Genomic DNA, 20,407 nt, shown 5'->3' with positions numbered 1-20,407 from the left:
GTGTAAAAATTATAAATAAACACTGTGCCTAAAACCCCGCATTCGGATCAAATCCAAATCCTCCGCCAAAATCGGGTGCACCGAAACTTTGGGTGACAAAAGAGGGATCCGCGTATCCTAATTGCACCGAAGCGCTTCTTAGCATTAAGATATCCATCTTAGGATCAATTCCTTTGGGGCAGGCCGCTGTACATTCGCCGCAAAGCGTACAGTCCCATACGCCGTTATGTTGGATGGCATCTGCGATCCCTTTGACATCCGTTTCACGCTTATCCACGCTATAGCGATAGGCCCGGGTCAAGGCAAAAGGGCCTAAAAAATCCGGATTGACTGCAAACACAGGGCAGGCGGAGTAGCAACTGTCGCAGAGGATGCAGTCAGTTTGGCGTTCGCTGCGTTTTTCATCGGCGTGGTTTTGTGCTGCCTGGGTGAAACTGTGAAGCCATGCGGTGGCAGTAAGGAGCGTCTTTTGGGCAGGCTGTTTGTCTACTTTGAGATCGCGGAGCACCGGATGGTGCTGCAGCGGTTCAACAACGTCGCCGTCTTTGACTTTATGAGAGCAGGAGAGCCGTTCTTTGCCGTTGACCCGCACTGCACATGTACCGCATACCGAAGCACGGCATCCTGTAGAAAATGTGAGGGTCGCATCCTGTGTAGCTTTGATGTGCATCAATGCTTTAAGGAGAGTGGTTTCACCCTCTGGAATCGTGTACTCCTGATGGGTGTTGGTTTGGCTGCGAAATACGTTTATCTTCATGCATGCTCCTCGTTTTTCCATTGTAGCACGATATGCTTCTTAAACCTTTCGTCATCCTCAAACTCAAATCCCTGCTTGAAGTGCGCGCCACGGCTTTCATCTCTGGCAATGGCCGCAGAGATCACTGCCGGGGCAAGCAGCAGGGTGTTGGAGAACTCTAGAAATTCTACAAGGTTTTGGTTATGCTCTTTTGCTTTGTCTTTGAGACCCATTTTAGGAAGCTCAGCCTGCATCATGCTCACTTCATCAAGCGCTTCGTGCAGTTTGCCGTTTTCCCGCACAATGCCCACCTTATCATAAAATAGTTTTCCAAGCTTCTCCCTGGCATCATAGAAGTTCACCGTATATTCCTGCATAAGGATGCGGGCAATGTGTGCTTTGTCTTTTTGCATTTGGGTATCGTCTGATGGGGTGGCACGCGCAAACATGGCGTGTTTGACTGCATTTTCTCCGGCAAATCTTCCAAAAGCAATGATCTCCAGCAACGAGTTTCCGCCAAGCCTGTTGGCGCCGTGTATTTTGGCATTTGAGCATTCGCCCGCGGCAAAACATCCTTTGATGCCGTTAATCTCCAATGCATCGTCCACATCGATACCCCCCATCGTGTAGTGAGCAACCGGCTTGATGGGGATAAGCTGTGTGAGAGGATCGATATGTTCATGCAGCCGGCAAAGCTCCACCTCCTGCGGCAGCAGCTCCATCAGTTTTTCTCTTCCCAGATGGCGCACATCCAAAAATACTCCATGCCCCTTTTTAAGCTCTGCAAAGATTGCTCTTGCCACCACGTCGCGCGGTTTGAGTTCATCGACAAATCTTTCTTGCGCACTGTTGAGCAGGTAACCTCCTTCGCCCCGTGCAGCTTCAGAGATAAGAATGGCAGAGTGCTTAAGCGCAGTAGGATGAAATTGCACAAATTCCATATCGCTCACTGCTCCTCCGGCACGCAATGCTGCAGCGACACCATCACCCGTGGAGCCGAAAGCATTGGTTGTGTGGCCGTGGTAGAGCGTACCGAATCCTCCCGTGGCGATTACCACCGATTTGGCATCAATCTGTACGACTTCGCCGCTGCGGATATCCAGAAAAGTCGCTCCTTTAACGGTGCTGTCTTCTGTGATGAGGTTAAGTAAAAAATATTCATTCAGAAAATCGACCCCTTTTTTGAGGCAAGTGTCATAGAGAGTATGAAGGATTTTTAGTCCCGTATAATCTTGTGCATAGCAGGCGCGTTTGGCACTTGCACCGCCCATTTGGCGTTGCGCGATAGTCTTTATACCTTGACTTTGGGTGTCAAGCCTGGAAAAAGGAACGCCAAGTTCCTCCAGCCACGCTATCGCTCCGGGTGCATCGGAACACATTTTTCGCACCATATGCTCGTTGCAGATGCCGTGGGCAGATTTGATCGTATCGGCTATGTGTAAAGCGACATGGTCCTCCCCCGCATTGCCCAGCGCTGCGTTCATGCCTCCTTGCGCCATTGAGGTTTGAGAATTGGTCGGATAAGCTTTTCCTGCAACAGTAACCTCGGCTCCGGCTGTTTTAGCTGCAAGTGCGGCAGCAAGTCCTGCACCCCCCGAACCTATGATAAGTATATCTATCATATAAAATCCTTTTTTAGCGTTTCTGTAGAGCAGAAAGTTAGAAGCAAAGAAGGCATCGATTACCTTTCTAGAAATGTTTGAATGTTCTCTACAATACCTTCAAGAAGCTTTTTTCTGGCTTCTATGCTGGTCCAAGCAATATGAGGCGTAATAAGAAGCCTCTCTTGTGCATGGATGTGCATCAAAGGATTATCTGTCTGGATCGGTTCTTTGGCTATTACATCCAAGCCGGCATAAATCTTTCGCTTCTCAAGCTCTTGGGCCAAATCTGTTTCATTGATGATTCCCCCTCGGCCAAGGCTAAGCAAGATAGCTTCATTTTTAATAAGAGAGAGATTTTTTGTATTCAATAGATTTTCTGTTGCTTCATTGAGCGGAGCGTGGATGGAGATAATATCACATTCTCTCAGTAAGAGATCCAGCGCTTTGTGCGGATAGCCGCTTTGTAGATTTTGACCTGAGGTAGAGTAGTAGCATACATCAGCACCAAACGCCGTAGCTATTTTTGCTACCTCGCTACCGATGGCACCCAGCCCGATAATCCCCCATTGTTTTCCCGCAATCTCATAAAATGGCTTGGATACATCAGTAAAAAGTTTTGAAGTTGTCCATGTCCCGCTTTTGACAGCATTATCATAATAAGACATCTTTTCCAACAGATAAAGTGCCATGGCAAAGGTGTGCTGCACAACGCTTTTGGTAGAGTATCCGGCAACATTTTTAACAACAATACCTTTGTTTTTTGCTCCATTCAGATCAATATTGTTTGTGCCGGTTGCAGCGATGCAGATCAGTTTGAGGCGCGGTGTTTTACCCATCATCTCTTCGGTAATTACCACTTTATTAGTGATAACAATATCGGCATCGTTGATGCGCTCCAAGGTATTTGAAGGTTCTGTTGTTTCGTAGCGAATTATCTCTCCAAATCTGCCAAGTAAAGAGAGATCAAGATCATCTCCCAAGGTCTTTGCATCAAGGATAACGATTTTTGACATGGTTTTTTTCCTTTATGGGCATGCATAGTATGTGTATTTTTTAATGGTCAGTAATATTTTCAACGATCTCTTTGGCTCTGCGTTTAGCTTCTTGGATTTCATCCAGGACAAGCGAAACTGCCATACGCCGACCTACGTGAGACTCCGGTTTGCCAAATACTCTTACAAAACTGTTTTTCGTAAAAACATTATCGGGTATTTCTAAAGCAGGTGCGTGACTTTCCTTTTTTGCTTTATAGGCTCCGCATGCCCCTGGGCCGTAAAAAGTAAAATCAAGAGGCAGGCCAAGTACGGCTCTGACATGCAAAGCAAATTCGCTTTGGCTTTGAGTAATGAGCGTCACCATCCCTGTATCGTGCGGACGCGGGGAGAGTTCTGAAAAATAGACTTCGTTATCTTTGACAAAGAATTCTACTCCAAATATTCCGCGCCCCCCCAAGCCATCCGTTACGGTTTTGGCAATTTGCTGTGCTTTTTTGAGTGCTTCGGGGTGCATTTGTATGGGTTGCCATGAAAGGATAAAATCACCGTCTTGCTGTATATGCCCTATCGGCTCACAAAAAGCAGTACCCGTTTCGTTGCGTACGGTAAGCAGTGTAATCTCATAATCAAATCGAATAAACTCTTCTACGATGAGTTCGCTGGCATCTCCTCTTGCTTCTTTGGCGATTTCCCATGATTTTTCAACATCATCGGCACTTTTAGCAATACTTTGTCCATGTCCTGAACTGCTCATGACCGGCTTGATCACGCAAGGAAATCCCATGGTGCCGGCCGCTTCTTTAAGTTCTTCAAGAGTGCTAACAAACGCATAGCCGCTGGTTTTTAATCCCAAAGTTTCAGCGGCAAATACACGGATATTTTTACGGTTCATCGTTTTGTTGACCGCTTCTGCATTGGGGATAACATGAAACCCTCTTTTTTCTGCTTCAAACAGTGCATCGATACTGATTGCTTCTACTTCGGGAAGGATAAAGGTGGGCCGTTCTTTTTCTATAAGAGAAAGCACAGCTTCTTTGTCTTGCATATTGATAGCATAAGAGCGATTGGCTACCAGATGTGCAGGCGCATTTTCATATTTGTCAACCGCAATTACCTCTACGCCCAATCTTTGCGCCTCTATGGCCACTTCTTTTCCGAGTTCACCGCTTCCTAAAAGCATGATCTTGATAGCATTATTTTGTAATGGAGCTGTAAATGTCATGAGAAACCTTTTTGAGTATTTGTCCGTAAAGAACGATAATTTTACTAATAGGATTCTAGCAAAAAGTTAAATAATCTCTAATGAGTTAAAATGTTTTTGAGCTTATTATTGAAAGTGAAAGTGGTTGAATGAAGAAAGATACAATCAAGCAAAACTTGATTGTATCGTATGCAGTTGGGACTTTCCCATTTAGTATTTTGATTACAGTCTAGACTCAAATCTTCTAAGCATAAAAAGTTTTTTAAGGATTTTCTTGCGTGTAGCAATTTTCTCTTTCTTTTTCTTTTCAGTGGCTGTTTCATAATATTGTCTTGCTCTAGCTTCTGTAACGATAAGGTTTCTGTCGCATTGTCTTTTGAATTTTCTGTAAGCATCATCAAAAGAATCACGTGAACTAAGATGAATTCCTGGCATAAAATGGCACCCCCTTTCTGTTATCAATTTCTCTTTTTAAAGAGATAAAACAAAGGCCGTTATTATAGCAAGATATGTTTAATTTATGATAAAATAAACAAGATGGCAAGGAGGGAGAATGCAAAAAGTATATCAAAGCTGTTATGAGATGGATAAAAAATGCTATGAAACATACAGATTAAGTGAAGATATTTTAATGGAGCATGCCGCCGGCGGCATGGACCAGTATATTCGTGGCCGTTTTGCAAAAGGAACTTCCGTGCTGATTGTCGCAGGAGCAGGAAACAACGGCGCAGACGGTATTGCGTTGGCCCGCTTGTTGCATGGTGATTACAAAGTGATACTGTATCTTCCCTTCATGTTGAAATCCAAAATGGCACAATTGCAAATGGATAGAGCCGGGCGTCTGGGAATAAAAAGTGCTGATGAACCGGAGGAGGCGGATGTGATTGTTGATGCGCTTTTTGGCGCAGGACTCAATCGCAGACTCGATCCTAAGGCTGAACACATTCTTCATCAGCTTAACAGTTTCAAGGGATATAAAATTGCCTGTGATATTCCCAGTGGAGTCGGAGAAGACGGACGGCTGATGCCTTTTGCTTTCCGGGCAGATATTACTTTGACCATGGGAGCATATAAGGAATCTTTATATCTGGATGAAAGCAAAGACAGTATAGGCAAGATAAAAAAGATCGATTTGGGAGTAAGCCATTCGTTTTATGAAGAGCAAAGCCGGACCTTTTTGGTTGAAGCAAGCGACTTGAGAGTGCCAAGCAGAAAAATTCAATCTACCCATAAAGGTGATTTTGGGCATGCGGTTCTTTTTTGCGGAGAGAAAGAGGGGGCAGGAGTCATTGCTGCCATGGCAGCGGCACGCTATGGATCGGGTTTGACGACACTGGTGATACATGAGCCTATCATGCATCCTCCTTATCTTATGACCGCAAGTGTCGTTCCTCCAAATGCATCAGCCATAGGAATCGGTATGGGACTTGGGAGTTATTTTGAAGATGAATTTTTAACACACTATGTTATCAAAAGTCATCTGCCTATTGTTTTGGATGCGGATGCATTGCATGTTCCTAAATTGCTTAGTATTTTGGAACAAAAAGATCGCCAAATAGTTATAACGCCGCATCCCAAAGAGTTTGTTTCCCTATGGAAGATACTAACCGGCGAACAGCTAAGTGTTTCGCAAATCCAAGCCAAACGTTTTGAGATTGTGCGCCGTTTTAACACCAAATATCCTCATGTAACACTTTTGCTTAAAGGCGCCAATACGCTTATTGTGCAAGAAGAGAAACTCTATATCAATCCGCTTGGGTGTTCCAAGCTAAGTAAAGGGGGCAGCGGAGATGTCCTCAGCGGACTGATTGTGTCTCTGCTTGCACAAGGCTACACCGCTCTGGATGCTGCTATACAAGGTTCCTTGGCGCTTGTCCTTGCGGCGGGGAAATATACAGGGGCAAGCTATGCAATGCTGCCAACAGATTTGATAGATGAGGTGGGCAGATTAGAGTTTTCTTAGCCATCTATTACTACTTTTATGCCACAATGCCGTCATGAAGAAAATAGCCATACTTTTTAGCGGCAAAGGAAGTAATTTTGCCTATATTGTCAAGGCGCTGCATCGTCAAGAGTTTGAAGTGGTTGTGGCTCTGACAAACAATCCTGAAGCAGAAGGGATAAAGATAGCTCATCAAGCCGGCATTCCGCTTGAAGTGGTGGACTCAAAAAACTTTGAGAGCAGAGAAGTATTTGATGCGACTATTGTGCAAAGACTTCGGCCCTACGCAGCAGACCTTACTGTGCTTGCGGGATTTATGCGTATCTTAACCCCGGTTTTCACAGAAGCAATCCATGCGATAAATCTGCATCCTTCACTGCTTCCTAGACACAAAGGGCTTCATGCTATAGAGAAAAGCTACAATGATACTTTTTCTACAGGCGGGGTAAGTGTGCACTGGGTAAGCAGCGAGCTGGATGGGGGTGAGATCATTCTTCAAAAAGAGGTTGCTAAAGAGGGGCTTGATTTTGAGAGTTATGATAAAAAAATACGCAAGATAGAAAAAGAAGCACTTGCAGAAGCGATAAGAAAAGTTTTAAGTTAGGGTGTGTTATAACCCATCAAGATTATAAAAAGGAATGTATCATGAGCGATATTTTAAAAATTGGGAAATATGAATTTGGCAGCAGACTGATTGTGGGTTCAGGAAAATATGACAGTTTTCAAACCACTTTGGATGCCACGCTTGCCAGCGGAAGCGAATTGATCACAGTAGCCGTAAGACGCGTGAATATAACCAGCCCCGAAGAAGAAAATTTGATGACATATTTTAAAAATACCAACGTTAAGTTTCTTCCCAATTCGGCAGGATGCACCACTGCTGAAGATGCGATTACACTTTTTAGGCTTACCCGTGAAGCCACAGGGATTGACCTTATCAAGCTTGAAGTTATCGGAGACACACAAAAGACACTTTATCCTGATGTTATCGAGACAATCAAGGCGTGCGAGGTATTGGCAAAAGACGGGTTTACCATCATGGCTTATACCAGTGATGATCCGATTATGGCAAAAAGACTTGAAAATGCAGGCGCGAATGCGGTTATGCCTTTGGCATCCCCTATTGGTTCAGGACTGGGAATTCAAAATAAATTCAATATTCACTTTATTCGCGAGGCGGTCAGCGTACCTGTCATTGTAGATGCAGGAATAGGTTGCGCATCGGATGCAGCCGTAGCCATGGAACTTGGCGCGGACGGTGTTTTAACGAACACGGCCATTGCGGGAGCAAGAAATCCTATCCTGATGGCAGAAGCGATGAAGTACGCCGTCAAGGCAGGCCGTATGAGTTACCTCGCGGGACGTATCCCCAAGAGACCCTTTGCTACGGCTTCATCGCCTGTTGACGGGATGATTTTTTAACGTTGTGATCTAACCAAAAGATCACACTGCAGCGTTTCCTTATCTTTTGGCAGTTGTTGCAAAGAGCACGTTTTTTGATGAGAAAGAATCTGTATGGTATTCATTTTTTTATATCAAAAATACGCCGATAGTGTGCACATTTTTTGTCCAGAATGCTTTGATAAAGTGAGATGCAAGGGAGTATGGATCCCAATATTTTATCTTGATGGTATTTAAGTGTTTTTTCGTAGGCCCTCTCATCATGTATGGCTTTGATATGGCAAAGTGTGATATGCGGCTTAAAAGAGTGAAGACTGAAACCCGCATCCGTAAACTCTTTGGCTTTAGCAAAGAGTGGTTTTTCTTGAGATTTGGCAAAAAAAATCTTAGGCGGATGTCCAAAATATCCCAATCCAAAGATATCGATTTTGTTTTTCAAAGAAGTAATATCCTGCATTTGATTGATAATAGAATTTTCCTCTTTTATTTCTCCCAAAAAAACCCACGTTAGATGCAGATTCTCTTCTTCGACCCATTTCCCCTCAATGATTTTACTGAAATCTTTTTTGATGGAGGCATATTCGTGAAGCGCAACAGGAGAAGCAATGAAAAGTCTCATACAATACCTTCGAAAAACTATTTTATACATTGGGGCATATTTTTTATGATAGCATAGGTTTTATGGTAAAAAGCATAAGCATTAAAATATAAAAAACAAAAGGCAATTAAAAAGTGATTAGAGTTAAATTTATATGCATAGGCTATAAAATTGCAAATGTCTATAGATTATGCGAGAAAACTGCTAAGCTTCGGAGTGCTATTGTCAAAAGACCAATAAACACAGACTGGGAATATTGCGGGTGCCTCATGCCGTTACAGTTATCTTGTTTGTCCAAATATGAAGAAATTTGATACAATAAAACAAAAAAGGTTTATAAATGCAAAATTCACAAAATACCCGATCGCCAAAACCAAATATTGAAAGGATACTTTATACGATTTTGTATTTGATTTTGGTTAGATTTATCTCTATGGTGCTTTTTATTATTACGATTACCCAGTTTATCTATAGCTGGATAGGGGGTGAACCCAACGCACAGCTTTTGCGCTTTACAAACAATTTGTCTGAATATACGAAAGAACTTGTTTTGTATACCAGTTTCAATAGCGATGAGAAGCCATGGCCATCAGGAGAATGGCCGACAGTTTAGAGTTGACGGCTAAAGAATATGCGGCGCTATGATGACAAAAAGAACAAAAACGGTGTTGAAATAATATTTTTTATTTTCCAAATAGTTATGTTTTTTATTGTGTATGGATTTGTTTACACTTCTTTTGTGGCGGTCAAACTTGCAGCGCAAAAGTTTGGTTTGGGGTGGACGGCATATATTCCGGTTATTTTGGTTTTGGCTCTTTATCCTGTGATGCTGTACCGGGTCCGAAAAATGTTTCAAGAAGAAAAAAGGATGCGCGCTGCTGCTTGGATGATGGGATGGTCCTCTGCGGGTATTGTAGGATTGTATTTTTATCTTTCTCAGTTAATAGGAGTATAATTCCAAAAAACGAAAGAAATCCTCTTGATACGATTTTTCCCTCCCGGGCATCAAAAGATACTTAGGCTCTCTATCCCTGCAGCGGTCAATTCATTGCTTGATATGCTGCAAGTTATTGTCGATCTTATCATGGTAGGCCGGCTCTCTGCTTTTGCCGTAGCGGCTGTTGGACTTGGACTTCAGTCGTTGATGTTTGTTTTTGCAGTCTTGACATTGCTGCATGTGGGAACCGGTGCGCTTTTATCCCGATTTGTAGGCGCGGGACAGATCAAGCGCGCTTCAATGGGACTCTCTACACTGCTTGGGTTTGCGGTTCTTTTGAGTTTGCCGGTGAGTGTACTGTGGTATTTTCTCTCTGAAAAGATCTATCTATGGTTTGGCACCGATCCCATGGTAACGCAACTGGGCGCATCGTATGTGCAGATGCTTACTTTGATGATGCCTTTTGTTTTTGTAAAATTGGTTTTTGTTTCTGCGCTAAACTCCGCAGGCGATACCAAAACCCCCATGAAGATAAAAATCGTCTCCATTGTGCTCAATATTATACTTAATTATCTTTTGATTTTCGGTAACTATGGCTTTCCCGAACTTGGCGTGATGGGTGCGGCAGCGGGGACGGTCATTGTCAACATTCTTGAGATGACGGTGTATGTTTTCATTTATCTGCGCTGCCGAACCCCTTTTATTCCTTTGGTGCATTACTCTGGATTTTTGCTTGATCGTGCGCTTAAAGTAGGCATACCTGCATCTTTTGAACGTTTGTTGACTTTTGGAAGCTTTATGCTTTTTACGGCCGTTATTGCACGGTATGGCACAGAAGCATTGGCAGGATACCAGATAGGATTAAGAGTAGAAGGGTTGGCTTTTATGCCGGGTATCGGGTTTACTATTGCGGCGATGGCTTTAATGGGACAGGGGCTAGGAGCCAAAAAGCCTCAGCAGGCAAGAGAGGATGTGCTGCTTGTGCTTAAATATACGGTAGGTTTTATGTTTTTTCTTTCATTTTTTATGATTTTTGTCCCCGAGAAAATCGTCCGGCTTTTTACGGATGACATGCAGACCATTCAAGAAGCAAGTCTCTATTTGCGTATTGTGGGATTTTCACAGATCCCTTTGGCGTTTAACTTTGTACTGTCAGGCGCCCTTAGGGGAGCAGGTGATACCAAGAGAACCCTCAGAATCAATCTTGTGTCACTCTGGCTTGTTCGTATTCTTCCTGCTTTTGTACTCTCTTGGTATTTTGAATCAATTTTGCTGGTCTATTTGGCAATGATATCTGATACTTTTGTTAAAGCAATTTGGCTTTGGGCTGTTTTTAAAAAAGGCAAATGGCAGCAACTAAAAGTTTAAGACATTTTTTTAATAGCAGCAAATCCTCCGCTTTCATATTTCAAAAATTCATCAAATATACTGATGAGCAGTTTTGCTGCATTTCGGGCTTTTTGAACCGGCCCGCTTTTAAAGTGTTCCGCCGAAGAAAATTCTTTTGTGCCTGCATGGCCGATTGTCTGATAGATCACAGAGGTATCGATGACACCCGGAATAAGCACAATAAAGTGAATTTTGGGGATTTCTTTGGCTTATGTTATAATTATATAAAAAGGGTGATAGATGAGTAGAGAGAGTAAAACTATTGATGAGAGAATCGAACGTATTTACAAGATGGCAAAAGAGCATTACGGTGAAGTGCGTTTTGTGGGTATTAAACTTCATACAAAGATCGGCTGGATAGCTAAAATTCAGTTTGATGAATTTGAATCACTTATTGCAGAAGGTGAAACGGCTACAGAAGCACTTAGAAATTTACGCAAACGTCTTAAAAAAATCATTGATCGTTATAATATGGTGTAATTGTTTTGCAAAAATAACAAAAAATTAAAAATAATAGAAGCATTATTTAAACGCACAGAGTGGGGGGAGAAGATTTGAAAAAAAATATTATACTGATAGGTTTTATGGGGGTAGGCAAAGGAACAACAGCGCGTGCTTTTGCAAAAAAATATGGTACATATATCATTGATACAGATGATCTTATAGAATCTAAAGAAAACAAAGAGATCAAAAAAATATTTGAAAAAGAAGGTGAAACCTATTTTAGAGCGCAGGAACAGGCAACTGCGGACTGGATAGAAAAGTGTGTGGATGAGACTCTCATCAGTTGCGGCGGCGGATTTTATAAAGTGAATAATCTCAAAGCGCTGGGCACAGTTGTTTTATTGGATGCTACGTTCGATTGGATACTCAAACGCCTTAAAAATGCAAAAAACGCCAAAGCCAAACTTGCCAAAAGACCTTTGTTTTCTAAAGAAAAAGAGGCAAAAAAACTTTATCAAGAGCGGGAAAAAGCCTATAAAGAGGTGGCAGATGTCATTATAAATGTTGCAGATAAACATTTGGATGAGATTATCGATGAGATAGCCGGCAAATGCGCAGCAATCACTAAGTGACGATACGGTTTTATTTTTTTTAAATAGTTGAGGTATTGTAAGGTTGTATAATTTAAAAATATACTTTCATCTTCATTTGTGTTAAAATACTTTTATCTTTTATGGCTTGGAGCAGCAGACGTATATGGAATGGCTTGCAATTTTTATCGGTGGCGGGATCGGGAGTGTTGCCCGCTATGCAACGGGGTTGGGATGTGCTTCAATGTGCGGCAAAAATTTCCCCTATGGTACTCTTGCCGTGAATACTGCAGGGTCATTTTTGATTCTCTTTTTTATGACGCTCGCTCTTGAGAGGTTGACAATCACGCCAACCATGAGACTGCTGATTGTCACCGGGTTTCTTGGGGGATTTACGACGTTTAGCTCATTTACTTTTGAAACGCTCACTCTTGCAATGGGCGGAGAGGGAGGCAAAGCGCTTCTCAATCTGGTTGCAACGATTGCTGCTGGTTTTGTTGCCGGAGTCGGCGGAATCGCTGTTGCAAGAATGCTTTAGAACAAAAAGGAAGAATTACATGGATTTTGTTAAAGGATTACGCCTTACGATTTTTACGGCCGAAGATTATAAATATGAAGAAAATATTTTATTTCGCCAGATTGTTGATCGTCTTTATGATGCGTCAATCAGCGGAGTAACCGTAGTGCGGGGGATTATGGGATATGGAAGCTCCAAACAGATGCGTCAGGTTCGTCTGGCGGATTTGTTTGAAGGGTTGCCGATTATCATCGATGCGGTTGATACCAAGGAGATCATAGAAGGGTTTATTATTGAGCATAGTGAACTTTTAACCCACTGTACCGTTACGACTTCACCTGTTGAATTGTGGCGATGAAAATTAAAAAAGCAGATACGCTTGGAAAATACCGTATCAGGAATGCTGCTTGTTTGCCAAAAAATCCAATCCCTTGCATGCTGTCGCAAGGAGTCCGAAAATAAGATAGCCCCACCCCCGACCGCCCATTTTATCCATTTGATGATCGTGTGTCTTGGGTGTGTTTGCATGGAGTTATTTTATCCTAATTGGATATAATTTTATCAATTAAAACCAAAGAGCGTTAATGCAAAGATTTGAATCCTATCTGAAAGAAAATTTGCCGCAAGTACCAAGCTTTCACACTGTGTACGAAGAGGCATTGGGTGCAATGCTTGATGCAGGCGGCAAACGATTTCGTCCTATGCTTTTGCTTAGTATCGTTGAAGCCTATGAGCCCATGCTTTATCCTTCCGCCTTACCTGTAGCGCTCTCTTTGGAAATGTTTCATACCTATTCATTGATTCATGATGATCTTCCGGCAATGGATAATGCTGATTTGCGTCGCGGACATGCTACCCTGCACAAACGCTATGATGAAGTAACTGCTATACTTGCAGGTGACGCGCTTAATACGGATGCTTTCTATCTTATTGCCAAAGCACCGCTGCGCGAAGATGTAAAAATCAAATTGGTTGAATTGCTTGCGCGTGACGGAGGAAGCAGGGGTATGGTTTTGGGGCAAGCCATAGACTGCTACTTTGAGAACAAACCGTTAAACATCGACCAAGTTAAGTTTTTGCATATCAACAAAACCGCAAAACTTATAGCGGTAAGCTTGCAAATGGGTGCAGTGATTGTATGTTTAGAGAAGAGAGTACAAGAGGAGCTTTATGCCTTTGGGATAGATTTGGGATTGCTTTTTCAGATACAAGACGACATTATCGATGAGACGCAAAATGAAGAACAGGCAGGAAAAACAACAGGAAATGACAGCGATAAAAATAGTTTTGTAAATCTTTTGGGGTTAGAGGAGAGTATAGCCCAAGCCGATGTGTTGGCAAAAGATTTGCAAAGACGATTTGAAGCCTTTGATGAAACGCTCAAAACAGCTTTACACCCCCTCATAAACAGATATTTATACAGACATAAAGGATGATACACATATGGTAATGACAGAGCAGAACAGTATGCGCAAGAAGATGGCCAATACGATTCGATTTTTAGCAGCAGATACAGTACAAAAAGCAAATTCGGGACACCCGGGTGCACCGATGGGTCTGGCCGATATCGCAGTTGTGCTTAGCGAACATCTTAAGCATAATCCAAAAAATCCAACATGGCTCAACAGGGACAGATTGGTTTTTTCAGGAGGACATGCTTCGGCATTGATCTACTCTTTGCTTCATCTTTGGGGATATGATGTGAGCTTGGATGATCTTAAAAATTTTCGTCAGCTTGACTCTAAAACTCCGGGACATCCGGAGTATGGACATACGCCAGGAGTAGAAATCACCACAGGTCCTCTAGGGCAAGGGATAGCCAATGCGGTAGGTTTTGCGATGGCAGAAGCCTATACGGCCAAGCAAGTAAATTCTGAAACCTGCAAGCTGATAGACCATAAAGTATACTGTCTTTGCGGTGACGGCGACCTGCAAGAAGGAATCAGTTATGAAGCATGTGCTTTGGCCGGACACCTTGAATTAAAGGATCTTGTGTTGATCTACGACAGCAATGAGATCACCATAGAAGGTGACACGAGTATCGCATGGAGCGAAGATGTTGCCAAGCGTTTTGAGGCACAAAATTGGAACGTAATCAAAATCAACGGCCATTGTTATGATGATATTGACAAAGCGCTGAATGAAGTTAAAGAGGCAACCAAGCCGACCATCATCATTGCCAATACGATTATCGGAAGATATGCTGAAGGGCTAGAGGGAAGCCATGAGACACACGGGGCACCTCTGGGCGAAGAGACGATCAAAATATCCAAGGAAAAATTGGGCTTTCCTTCAGACGAGAAATTTTATATTCCTGAAGATGTGCTGATACGCTTCAGATGCGCATTGGAAGAGGGTGAATTGGCAGAGAAAGAGTGGATTCACAGACAAAAAGAGGCACCGCTAATCGAACAAAACGAAGCATTGGAAAGACTGTTAAACCCTGATTTTTCAGCGATCAACTTCCCGGATTTTGCAAATGACAAAGAGGTGGCAACCAGAGACTCCAACGGTAAAATACTCAATGCTATCGCGACGGCAGTCCCAGGTTTTGTAGGAGGCTCGGCAGATCTTGCTCCATCAAATAAAACAGAATTAAAGGACATGGGCGATTTTCCCAAGGGCAAAAATATACACTTTGGGATTCGCGAACACTCGATGGCTGCGATTACCAATGCAATGGCGCTTTATGGTACGGTGATACCGTTTAATGCAACATTTTTTATATTCAGTGATTATCTTAAGCCAAGTGCACGTATTGCAGCGTTGTCGGGCATCCAAAACTTTTTTGTCTGGACGCATGACAGTATCGGCGTGGGCGAAGATGGTCCGACGCATGAGCCTATTGAGCAGCTTAGCCAATACAGGGCATTGCCAAACTTCTATGTTTGGCGTCCTGCGGATGCTACAGAAAACGTTGAAGCATGGAAGAAGGCATTAAGCATCAAAGCCCCGCACGGCTTTGTTCTTTCTCGTCAAAAACTTAAAACACTCAAGCCAAAAAGAGACTTTGGTGAAGTGTCAAAGGGTGCCTATATTGTCAAAAAAAGAGAAGGAGCCAATCTGACGCTTATGGCAAGCGGAAGTGAATTGATGCCATGTTTGCAGGCCGCATGTTATTTAGTTCCGTTAGGCATCAAAGCCAACGTAGTTTCTGTGCCCTGTTTGGATCTTTTCAACGAGCAGGACGAAGCTTACAAAGCTGCGATTATCGATCCTGCCACAAAAGTTTTAGCGGTAGAAGCGGCAACGGCTGCGGAATACTATCGCTATGCCGACGATGTGTTGGGAATGGAAAGTTTCGGAGCTTCTGCACCGGCAGAACAGCTTTTTGAAAAGTTTGGATTTACCCAAGAGGGAATCATGAAACGCGCTTGCAAGCTGATGGGTGTGGCGTACCGTAAAGTAGGGCTTGAGGAGTGCGAGATCTAAAAAAATCGGTATGCTAAGCATTAGCTCAGCATACCTCTAATCTCATCCTCGTCAATCAACTCTTTTTCATATTTGATAATTGCAATATTTTCTGTTTCATTGATATAGGTTTCTACGATAGCTTTGTGGTGTCTAAGAATAGTTATTTTTTCCCTATCGAAAAGATCAAGCGACACGTAGACGTTGCCCCTATTGTTGGGGTTTGGCATGGTTGCAACCCAAATAAACCAGAAAACGGAGAGTATCGCAACACTCGCGGCAAGTATAGACCGATCATAGTGCTGCATGATGTACCCTGCAAAAAGACCGCCCAAGAAGATACCCATATAAGCAAACGTATTTGCCACACCCAAGGCAGCACCTTTTTGATGCACTTTAGCAAATTTGCTTACAAAGCTTTGCAGAAGCGGCTCAAACATATTAAACCCGATAAAAAAAAGCACCACGCCCAGGATAAATACCCAAGGGGCAGAAGCAAATCCCATTGCCAAAAAGCCCAAAAATATCACCACAACAGAGATCATGAAAACCTGCCTGCCCTTGCCGTACTTCTCTCCAAATACAGCCGCAGGCCCCATGGATAAAAGCCCAAAAAACATTGCAGGCAGATAGACTTTCCAAAGCTCTGCTTTTTCCCAACCAAATCCGCCTTCTGTAAGATTTTGTGTCATTACAAGAGGGATGATAAAAAATGCCATGGTCATAATGGAAGAGTGAAACAAAAAGGTGATATACATCCTTGTTAAAGATTTATCTTTAAAGACTTCGATCATTTTGGATTCCTCTTCCTCATAGCTGTGTATAATTTTTGGAGGCTGCGGCACAGCAGTAAAGAGGATACCTATGGCCATCACAGACAGGATCGCTGTGAGCCAGAAAAGTTTATCTATCCCCCAGTGACCGCCGACAACCGGTGCGATAATCATCGCAGCTGCAAAACTAAGCGCAATCGTTCCGCCCATGATCGCCATGGCATGAGCTCTTTGTTCCTCCTTTACAAGATCGGCTATCATGGCGGTAACTACTGCACCGATAGCTCCCGCACCCTGCAAGAAACGCCCTGCAAGAAGCATATAGATATTGTCACTAAGCGCACAGAGAATTGAACCTGCAATAAAAATTAAAAGTCCGAAAAGCAATGTTTTTTTGCGTCCTATTTTATCGCTCATGAGACCAAAAGGGACCTGAAGAAGCACCTGTGCGAGTGCATAACCGCCCACCACAAGCCCTGCCAGAAATGAGGTAGCACCTTCCATCTCCAGGGCATATACAGAGAGTACAGGAAGAACAACGAAAAGTCCAAAAAATCTAAGTCCCACAATCAAACTTAGCGGCAGTATTTGTTTAAACATAGTGATACCTCTATTTAGATAAAATTTGTCCTATTATATTCCAAAAAAGTTAAGAGTAGATGATAAAAGCAAGGATATCGTTTTTTATTACGTAGGTAGTTTTGTTTTTTAAAAAGGAGAAAGTGGGATGAAATTGGTGTTGGCAACAGGGAATAAAGGTAAATTGCGAGAGTTTAAAGAGATGTGCCGGGATGAAGTGGTAGCTTTTTCTGTATTGCTGGGCGAGATGGAGATTGTGGAAGACGGAGATACTTTTAGTGCAAATGCGCTTATTAAAGCACGAACCATCTATGAAAAATTAGCCAAAGAAAGGCCGACAGAATCCTATATAGTAATAGCCGATGACAGCGGTATTTCTTTGCCTGCACTAGGCGGAGTTCCGGGTATTTATTCTGCGAGGTACGCTGGCGAAAAGGCAACAGACAAAGAAAATCTCTCCAAGCTCATTGCAACGCTTAAGGAAAAAGGCTTAGAGCGCACTTGCGCTTACTATACAGCTGCGATCGCGATTGTTTCAAAATATGGCGACTATGTAGTGCATGGCTGGATGCATGGGGAAGCCATAGATGAAGCACGCGGAGAAAAAGGTTTTGGGTATGATCCGATGTTTATTCCGCTTGGATATCATTTGACATTGGGTGAGCTTGACGAGGAGATCAAAAAAGAGATTTCACATAGAGCAAAAGCTTTGGAGCTGGCACGGCCTATCATTAAAATGCTAAAGCAAAAACAAGGTAATTAGAAATGACAAAACAACAATTTACGGAAGATTTGCAAAAGATATATGACGAGCTTCAAAAAAGGCAGAAAACTCTTAACGGATTTTACAGACTGCTTGATGGCGGACATGATGAGGCATCAAAACTTGTAGATGATTTTTTGGCATATCTTGATCTAAAAAAAGATGATGAAACAATCATGGCCGCCTTGACCCGCATCGTAAATCTTCGGGAAGATGCGCTTGAGCAGATACTCCAAAAAGAAAATATAAACCAAGAAGAGAGGATAGACAAAAAAGAACAGGCTTATCGTTTTGTGAGCAATATGTATCTTAAGCGGCATGCGGCATTTGTCTCATGGATAGAAGAGGCACAGCTTCTTACACCGTTTTACCGCGCAATTATTTCAGGCACACATGCGGTGGGGATTGCGATGAGCGGATGGCAAAGTGCGTGGACTTCACATATCATTTACGGAATAAACCGTGAACTTTTTACCCTTTTTAACGGAGACGAGGAGAAAATTTTTGAAAAACTTCAAAACGAATCTCTGCTGGACGTAAACAGCCGCGGCGAAATTGGAGACCGTTGTTATTCTGTGCTGCACCAAGATAAAAACGGGCAGTTTAAAAGAGTTTCGTATGCCGAGGCTTTTAAAGAAGAAATAGCCCACGTAAAAGAGGCTTTGGGTATTTTTATAGAAGTGCTTGCAACACTTGAAGATGAGGTGTTTGGGCAAAAAGAGGCATGGCTGGATTATTTGATAGCCATCAATATCGCCTTTTCTCATACCAATCCCGATGAGCTTATCGAATATTGGGCCAATGTGGACAGGGCATGGATGAAAGTGACAACACCTTTGCAAATAGGACATCCTTTGGAGTATTATGAGGACCATTACAGAAAAGCTGTTGCATTGGAATGGGATTTGCGTATCATAAATCCCGGACTTCAGGAAAACTCCCATACCAGAGAGAATATTCAAGACTTTGCTTCAAGGATGGCTCAGGAATTTGGAGAGACAGCGCATCGCATTATCTCAAAAAATCTTATGCAGGTTAGAGAAACACAGCTTTATATAGGGCAGCCGATGCTTTACTACGGCGCGGAATTTAACGGACTTTTTTCGGCGCAGGTTGTTCCCAACGACGAAGAGGTATCTAGCGAATTGGGCAAAAAAATATTTGCCTATGCGGATTTTGTTATGGAAAGCAAAAGATCTAAACCGATTATGAAACTAAATGTGGAAATAATGACAGAATCTTTTGTAAAAAAACAAAGAGCATTGATTGAAAATGAACCAAAATTGTGGCATGAGCTATATGATATCTCTACAATAGGGCATGAGTTTGGACATATTTTATGGATAGATTCAGACACAGAAACAAAGATGAACGGTACCGGCCAATTTAAAAATATAGAAGAGTTTAAGGCAACAGCAGGCGGTCTGATGGCATTTTTTTATCACGAAAAAGAGTCTCTTAAGACGCATGTCATTGATGATTTGGTTTCACGTGCGGTAGGTCTTATGGCATGGCGTGAAGTGGGAGAAGTGCTGCCTTACTATTGTGAGGGTTTGATTCATTTGGCCATTCTTTTTGAGTCAGGCGTAGTGACTTTTGATAAAACGATACAGATCCACTATGAGTGCTATGAAAGCATGAAGGAAACCTATATTTTGGCATATCAAAAACTTGCAAAGCATTATTTGGATAAAAAAGATGCCGCCATCTACCTAAGCGAGTATGCGATTAAGCATAGCGGCATATATCTCCCCCAAAAAGAGAATGTCCGCAATTTTGTGGAATATTATTATAAAAAATATCAGGAGATCGGCCAGCAGATTATCACTTTAGATTAATATAAAAAATTTCTTTTTTTTATGTTAAAAAGAGTAAAATAATTTTAGATAAACCCAAAAGGATAAAAAATGAAAAAAACAATAATGATATTTGTGATGGCAACCGCAGTTTTATTTGCGTATGAGCCAACAAACGTGAGTGTGAAATTTACAGCATTTAAAACACCCTCCAAAGCAGGTGTGTCCGGAGGGTTTGATGCGATTGAACTTTCGGGCAAAAAAGAGGCAAAAAATGTACAAGAGATGCTTGAAGGGCTTAAAGCAAACATCAATACCGGCAGTGTCAACAGTGCTCACAAAGAACGAGATGAGAAGCTTGTTAACGCATTTTTTAATGTGCAATCCAATGCTCTCATAGAAGCACAAATCGTCTCCGTCAAAGAGGCTATGCTTGTGGTTAAAATCACAATGAATCATCAAAGCATTGAAGTGCCTATGCACTATAAAGTAAATGATAATTTTGTTCAAGCAAACGGATATATTGATTTGGCAGATTTTAAAATGATTCCTTCACTTCAGGAGATTAACAAAGCATGCTATGATCTTCATGAAGGAAAAACATGGCAGGATGTAGCAATTGAATTTTCTGTTACGTATCAATAAATCAAACAAGAGGAGAGAATTTCTTACCCTCCTCTAACCTCATTTTGGATATAATCGCCACTAATTATGTAATCATATAAACTGAA

23 protein-coding genes are annotated in these 20,407 nt (G+C 42.3%); 15 read left to right on the top strand and 8 right to left on the bottom strand.

The window, feature by feature from the left end:
• Positions 1 to 28: 28 nt before the first annotated feature.
• The 5 genes from CFH81_06065 to rpsU form a co-directional block, all read right to left on the bottom strand.
• A complete protein-coding gene (locus CFH81_06065; protein DAB39793.1) occupies positions 29 to 757 on the bottom strand; it encodes a succinate dehydrogenase in 729 nt (242 codons plus the stop codon).
• Positions 754 to 2,358: a succinate dehydrogenase gene (locus CFH81_06060; GenBank protein ID DAB39792.1), complete on the bottom strand. Its 1,605-nt coding sequence runs from the start codon at positions 2,356 to 2,358 to the stop codon at positions 754 to 756. Before CFH81_06060 ends, CFH81_06065 begins: the two co-directional genes overlap by 4 nt.
• A gap of 59 nt (positions 2,359 to 2,417) precedes the next feature.
• A complete protein-coding gene (locus CFH81_06055; GenBank protein ID DAB39791.1) occupies positions 2,418 to 3,353 on the bottom strand; it encodes a hydroxyacid dehydrogenase in 936 nt (311 codons plus the stop codon).
• Positions 3,354 to 3,393: 40 nt separating this feature from the next.
• A complete protein-coding gene (gene purT / locus CFH81_06050) occupies positions 3,394 to 4,557 on the bottom strand; it encodes a phosphoribosylglycinamide formyltransferase 2 (GenBank protein ID DAB39790.1) in 1,164 nt (387 codons plus the stop codon).
• A 201-nt stretch (positions 4,558 to 4,758) separates the two neighbouring features.
• Positions 4,759 to 4,971 (bottom strand): 30S ribosomal protein S21, encoded by a 213-nt coding sequence (rpsU, locus tag CFH81_06045; GenBank protein DAB39789.1) that lies wholly within the window; start codon positions 4,969 to 4,971, stop codon positions 4,759 to 4,761.
• A 118-nt stretch (positions 4,972 to 5,089) separates the two neighbouring features.
• On the opposite strand from rpsU, the gene CFH81_06040 reads away from it, so the two are divergent.
• From CFH81_06040 to CFH81_06030, 3 genes are read left to right on the top strand one after another with little or no spacing between them, the layout of a single operon-like run.
• On the top strand, positions 5,090 to 6,499 hold the full coding sequence (locus CFH81_06040; protein DAB39788.1) for a bifunctional ADP-dependent NAD(P)H-hydrate dehydratase/NAD(P)H-hydrate epimerase: 1,410 nt from the start codon (positions 5,090 to 5,092) through the stop codon (positions 6,497 to 6,499).
• A gap of 34 nt (positions 6,500 to 6,533) precedes the next feature.
• Entirely contained in the window at positions 6,534 to 7,082 is a 549-nt protein-coding gene (purN, locus tag CFH81_06035) for a phosphoribosylglycinamide formyltransferase (protein DAB39787.1), read from the top strand.
• Positions 7,083 to 7,123: 41 nt separating this feature from the next.
• The gene (locus CFH81_06030; protein DAB39786.1) at positions 7,124 to 7,900 is read left to right on the top strand and encodes a thiazole synthase; all 777 of its coding nucleotides are present in this window, start codon (positions 7,124 to 7,126) and stop codon (positions 7,898 to 7,900) included.
• Positions 7,901 to 8,000: 100 nt separating this feature from the next.
• Here CFH81_06030 and CFH81_06025 read toward each other — a convergent pair whose 3' ends face one another.
• A complete protein-coding gene (locus tag CFH81_06025; GenBank protein ID DAB39785.1) occupies positions 8,001 to 8,498 on the bottom strand; it encodes an RNA 2',3'-cyclic phosphodiesterase in 498 nt (165 codons plus the stop codon).
• Between the two features lie 319 nt (positions 8,499 to 8,817).
• On the opposite strand from CFH81_06025, the gene CFH81_06020 reads away from it, so the two are divergent.
• Genes CFH81_06020 through CFH81_06010 form a run of 3 tightly spaced genes read left to right on the top strand, consistent with a single transcriptional unit; the run spans position 8,818 to position 10,782 of the window.
• Positions 8,818 to 9,090 carry a hypothetical protein gene (locus CFH81_06020; GenBank protein ID DAB39784.1) on the top strand — a complete coding sequence of 91 codons (273 nt, stop codon included), beginning with the start codon at positions 8,818 to 8,820 and terminating at the stop codon, positions 9,088 to 9,090.
• 18 nt (positions 9,091 to 9,108) lie between these two features.
• Positions 9,109 to 9,432: a hypothetical protein gene (locus tag CFH81_06015; protein ID DAB39783.1), complete on the top strand. Its 324-nt coding sequence runs from the start codon at positions 9,109 to 9,111 to the stop codon at positions 9,430 to 9,432.
• A 24-nt stretch (positions 9,433 to 9,456) separates the two neighbouring features.
• A complete protein-coding gene (locus CFH81_06010) occupies positions 9,457 to 10,782 on the top strand; it encodes an MATE family efflux transporter (GenBank protein ID DAB39782.1) in 1,326 nt (441 codons plus the stop codon).
• Here CFH81_06010 and CFH81_06005 read toward each other — a convergent pair.
• Positions 10,779 to 10,982 carry a hypothetical protein gene (locus tag CFH81_06005; protein ID DAB39781.1) on the bottom strand — a complete coding sequence of 68 codons (204 nt, stop codon included), beginning with the start codon at positions 10,980 to 10,982 and terminating at the stop codon, positions 10,779 to 10,781. The two genes, CFH81_06010 and CFH81_06005, sit on opposite strands and share 4 nt — an antisense overlap.
• A 61-nt stretch (positions 10,983 to 11,043) precedes the next feature.
• Between CFH81_06005 and CFH81_06000 the strand changes: the two genes are divergently transcribed.
• The 6 genes from CFH81_06000 to tkt all read left to right on the top strand — a co-directional run bounded on the left by CFH81_06000 (position 11,044) and on the right by tkt (position 15,786).
• On the top strand, positions 11,044 to 11,283 hold the full coding sequence (locus CFH81_06000; GenBank protein DAB39780.1) for a hypothetical protein: 240 nt from the start codon (positions 11,044 to 11,046) through the stop codon (positions 11,281 to 11,283).
• A 104-nt stretch (positions 11,284 to 11,387) separates the two neighbouring features.
• Positions 11,388 to 11,879, top strand: coding sequence for a shikimate kinase (locus CFH81_05995; protein DAB40439.1), 492 nt, complete (start codon positions 11,388 to 11,390; stop codon positions 11,877 to 11,879).
• A 124-nt stretch (positions 11,880 to 12,003) separates the two neighbouring features.
• On the top strand, positions 12,004 to 12,375 hold the full coding sequence (crcB, locus tag CFH81_05990; protein DAB39779.1) for a fluoride efflux transporter CrcB: 372 nt from the start codon (positions 12,004 to 12,006) through the stop codon (positions 12,373 to 12,375).
• Between the two features lie 19 nt (positions 12,376 to 12,394).
• Positions 12,395 to 12,712 (top strand): hypothetical protein, encoded by a 318-nt coding sequence (locus CFH81_05985; protein ID DAB39778.1) that lies wholly within the window; start codon positions 12,395 to 12,397, stop codon positions 12,710 to 12,712.
• A gap of 226 nt (positions 12,713 to 12,938) precedes the next feature.
• Positions 12,939 to 13,790: a geranyl transferase gene (locus CFH81_05980; protein ID DAB39777.1), complete on the top strand. Its 852-nt coding sequence runs from the start codon at positions 12,939 to 12,941 to the stop codon at positions 13,788 to 13,790.
• Between the two features lie 7 nt (positions 13,791 to 13,797).
• On the top strand, positions 13,798 to 15,786 hold the full coding sequence (tkt, locus tag CFH81_05975; protein DAB39776.1) for a transketolase: 1,989 nt from the start codon (positions 13,798 to 13,800) through the stop codon (positions 15,784 to 15,786).
• Positions 15,787 to 15,806: 20 nt separating this feature from the next.
• On the opposite strand, the gene CFH81_05970 is transcribed toward tkt, so the two are convergent.
• Entirely contained in the window at positions 15,807 to 17,138 is a 1,332-nt protein-coding gene (locus CFH81_05970; protein DAB39775.1) for an MFS transporter, read from the bottom strand.
• Positions 17,139 to 17,265: 127 nt separating this feature from the next.
• On the opposite strand from CFH81_05970, the gene rdgB reads away from it, so the two are divergent.
• The 3 genes from rdgB to CFH81_05955 all read left to right on the top strand — a co-directional run bounded on the left by rdgB (position 17,266) and on the right by CFH81_05955 (position 20,321).
• A complete protein-coding gene (rdgB, locus tag CFH81_05965) occupies positions 17,266 to 17,880 on the top strand; it encodes a non-canonical purine NTP pyrophosphatase, RdgB/HAM1 family (GenBank protein ID DAB39774.1) in 615 nt (204 codons plus the stop codon).
• A gap of 2 nt (positions 17,881 to 17,882) precedes the next feature.
• The gene (locus tag CFH81_05960) at positions 17,883 to 19,718 is read left to right on the top strand and encodes an invasion protein (protein ID DAB39773.1); all 1,836 of its coding nucleotides are present in this window, start codon (positions 17,883 to 17,885) and stop codon (positions 19,716 to 19,718) included.
• A gap of 69 nt (positions 19,719 to 19,787) precedes the next feature.
• Positions 19,788 to 20,321, top strand: a complete 534-nt coding sequence (locus CFH81_05955; GenBank protein ID DAB39772.1) for a hypothetical protein — start codon at positions 19,788 to 19,790, stop codon at positions 20,319 to 20,321.
• The last annotated feature ends 86 nt before the right edge of the window (positions 20,322 to 20,407 follow it).

Source organism: Sulfurovum sp. UBA12169 (assembly GCA_002742845.1).
GTDB lineage: Bacteria > Campylobacterota > Campylobacteria > Campylobacterales > Sulfurovaceae > Sulfurovum.
Note: the sequence above shows the minus strand (reverse complement) of the source record. Positions and strands in the feature narration are given on the sequence as shown.

Excerpts from the sequence above, each read along its gene's own strand:
- CFH81_06065 (DAB39793.1), bottom strand. The coding sequence starts at position 757 with ATGAAGATAAACGTATTTCGCAGCCAAACCAACACCCATCAGGAGTAC.
- CFH81_06060 (DAB39792.1), bottom strand. The coding sequence starts at position 2,358 with ATGATAGATATACTTATCATAGGTTCGGGGGGTGCAGGACTTGCTGCC.
- CFH81_06055 (DAB39791.1), bottom strand. The coding sequence starts at position 3,353 with ATGTCAAAAATCGTTATCCTTGATGCAAAGACCTTGGGAGATGATCTT.
- purT (DAB39790.1), bottom strand. The coding sequence starts at position 4,557 with ATGACATTTACAGCTCCATTACAAAATAATGCTATCAAGATCATGCTT.
- rpsU (DAB39789.1), bottom strand. The coding sequence starts at position 4,971 with ATGCCAGGAATTCATCTTAGTTCACGTGATTCTTTTGATGATGCTTAC.
- CFH81_06040 (DAB39788.1), top strand. The coding sequence starts at position 5,090 with ATGCAAAAAGTATATCAAAGCTGTTATGAGATGGATAAAAAATGCTAT.
- purN (DAB39787.1), top strand. The coding sequence starts at position 6,534 with ATGAAGAAAATAGCCATACTTTTTAGCGGCAAAGGAAGTAATTTTGCC.
- CFH81_06030 (DAB39786.1), top strand. The coding sequence starts at position 7,124 with ATGAGCGATATTTTAAAAATTGGGAAATATGAATTTGGCAGCAGACTG.
- CFH81_06025 (DAB39785.1), bottom strand. The coding sequence starts at position 8,498 with ATGAGACTTTTCATTGCTTCTCCTGTTGCGCTTCACGAATATGCCTCC.
- CFH81_06020 (DAB39784.1), top strand. The coding sequence starts at position 8,818 with ATGCAAAATTCACAAAATACCCGATCGCCAAAACCAAATATTGAAAGG.
- CFH81_06015 (DAB39783.1), top strand. The coding sequence starts at position 9,109 with ATGCGGCGCTATGATGACAAAAAGAACAAAAACGGTGTTGAAATAATA.
- CFH81_06000 (DAB39780.1), top strand. The coding sequence starts at position 11,044 with ATGAGTAGAGAGAGTAAAACTATTGATGAGAGAATCGAACGTATTTAC.
- CFH81_05995 (DAB40439.1), top strand. The coding sequence starts at position 11,388 with ATGGGGGTAGGCAAAGGAACAACAGCGCGTGCTTTTGCAAAAAAATAT.
- crcB (DAB39779.1), top strand. The coding sequence starts at position 12,004 with ATGGAATGGCTTGCAATTTTTATCGGTGGCGGGATCGGGAGTGTTGCC.
- CFH81_05985 (DAB39778.1), top strand. The coding sequence starts at position 12,395 with ATGGATTTTGTTAAAGGATTACGCCTTACGATTTTTACGGCCGAAGAT.
- CFH81_05980 (DAB39777.1), top strand. The coding sequence starts at position 12,939 with ATGCAAAGATTTGAATCCTATCTGAAAGAAAATTTGCCGCAAGTACCA.
- tkt (DAB39776.1), top strand. The coding sequence starts at position 13,798 with ATGGTAATGACAGAGCAGAACAGTATGCGCAAGAAGATGGCCAATACG.
- CFH81_05970 (DAB39775.1), bottom strand. The coding sequence starts at position 17,138 with ATGTTTAAACAAATACTGCCGCTAAGTTTGATTGTGGGACTTAGATTT.
- rdgB (DAB39774.1), top strand. The coding sequence starts at position 17,266 with ATGAAATTGGTGTTGGCAACAGGGAATAAAGGTAAATTGCGAGAGTTT.
- CFH81_05960 (DAB39773.1), top strand. The coding sequence starts at position 17,883 with ATGACAAAACAACAATTTACGGAAGATTTGCAAAAGATATATGACGAG.
- CFH81_05955 (DAB39772.1), top strand. The coding sequence starts at position 19,788 with ATGAAAAAAACAATAATGATATTTGTGATGGCAACCGCAGTTTTATTT.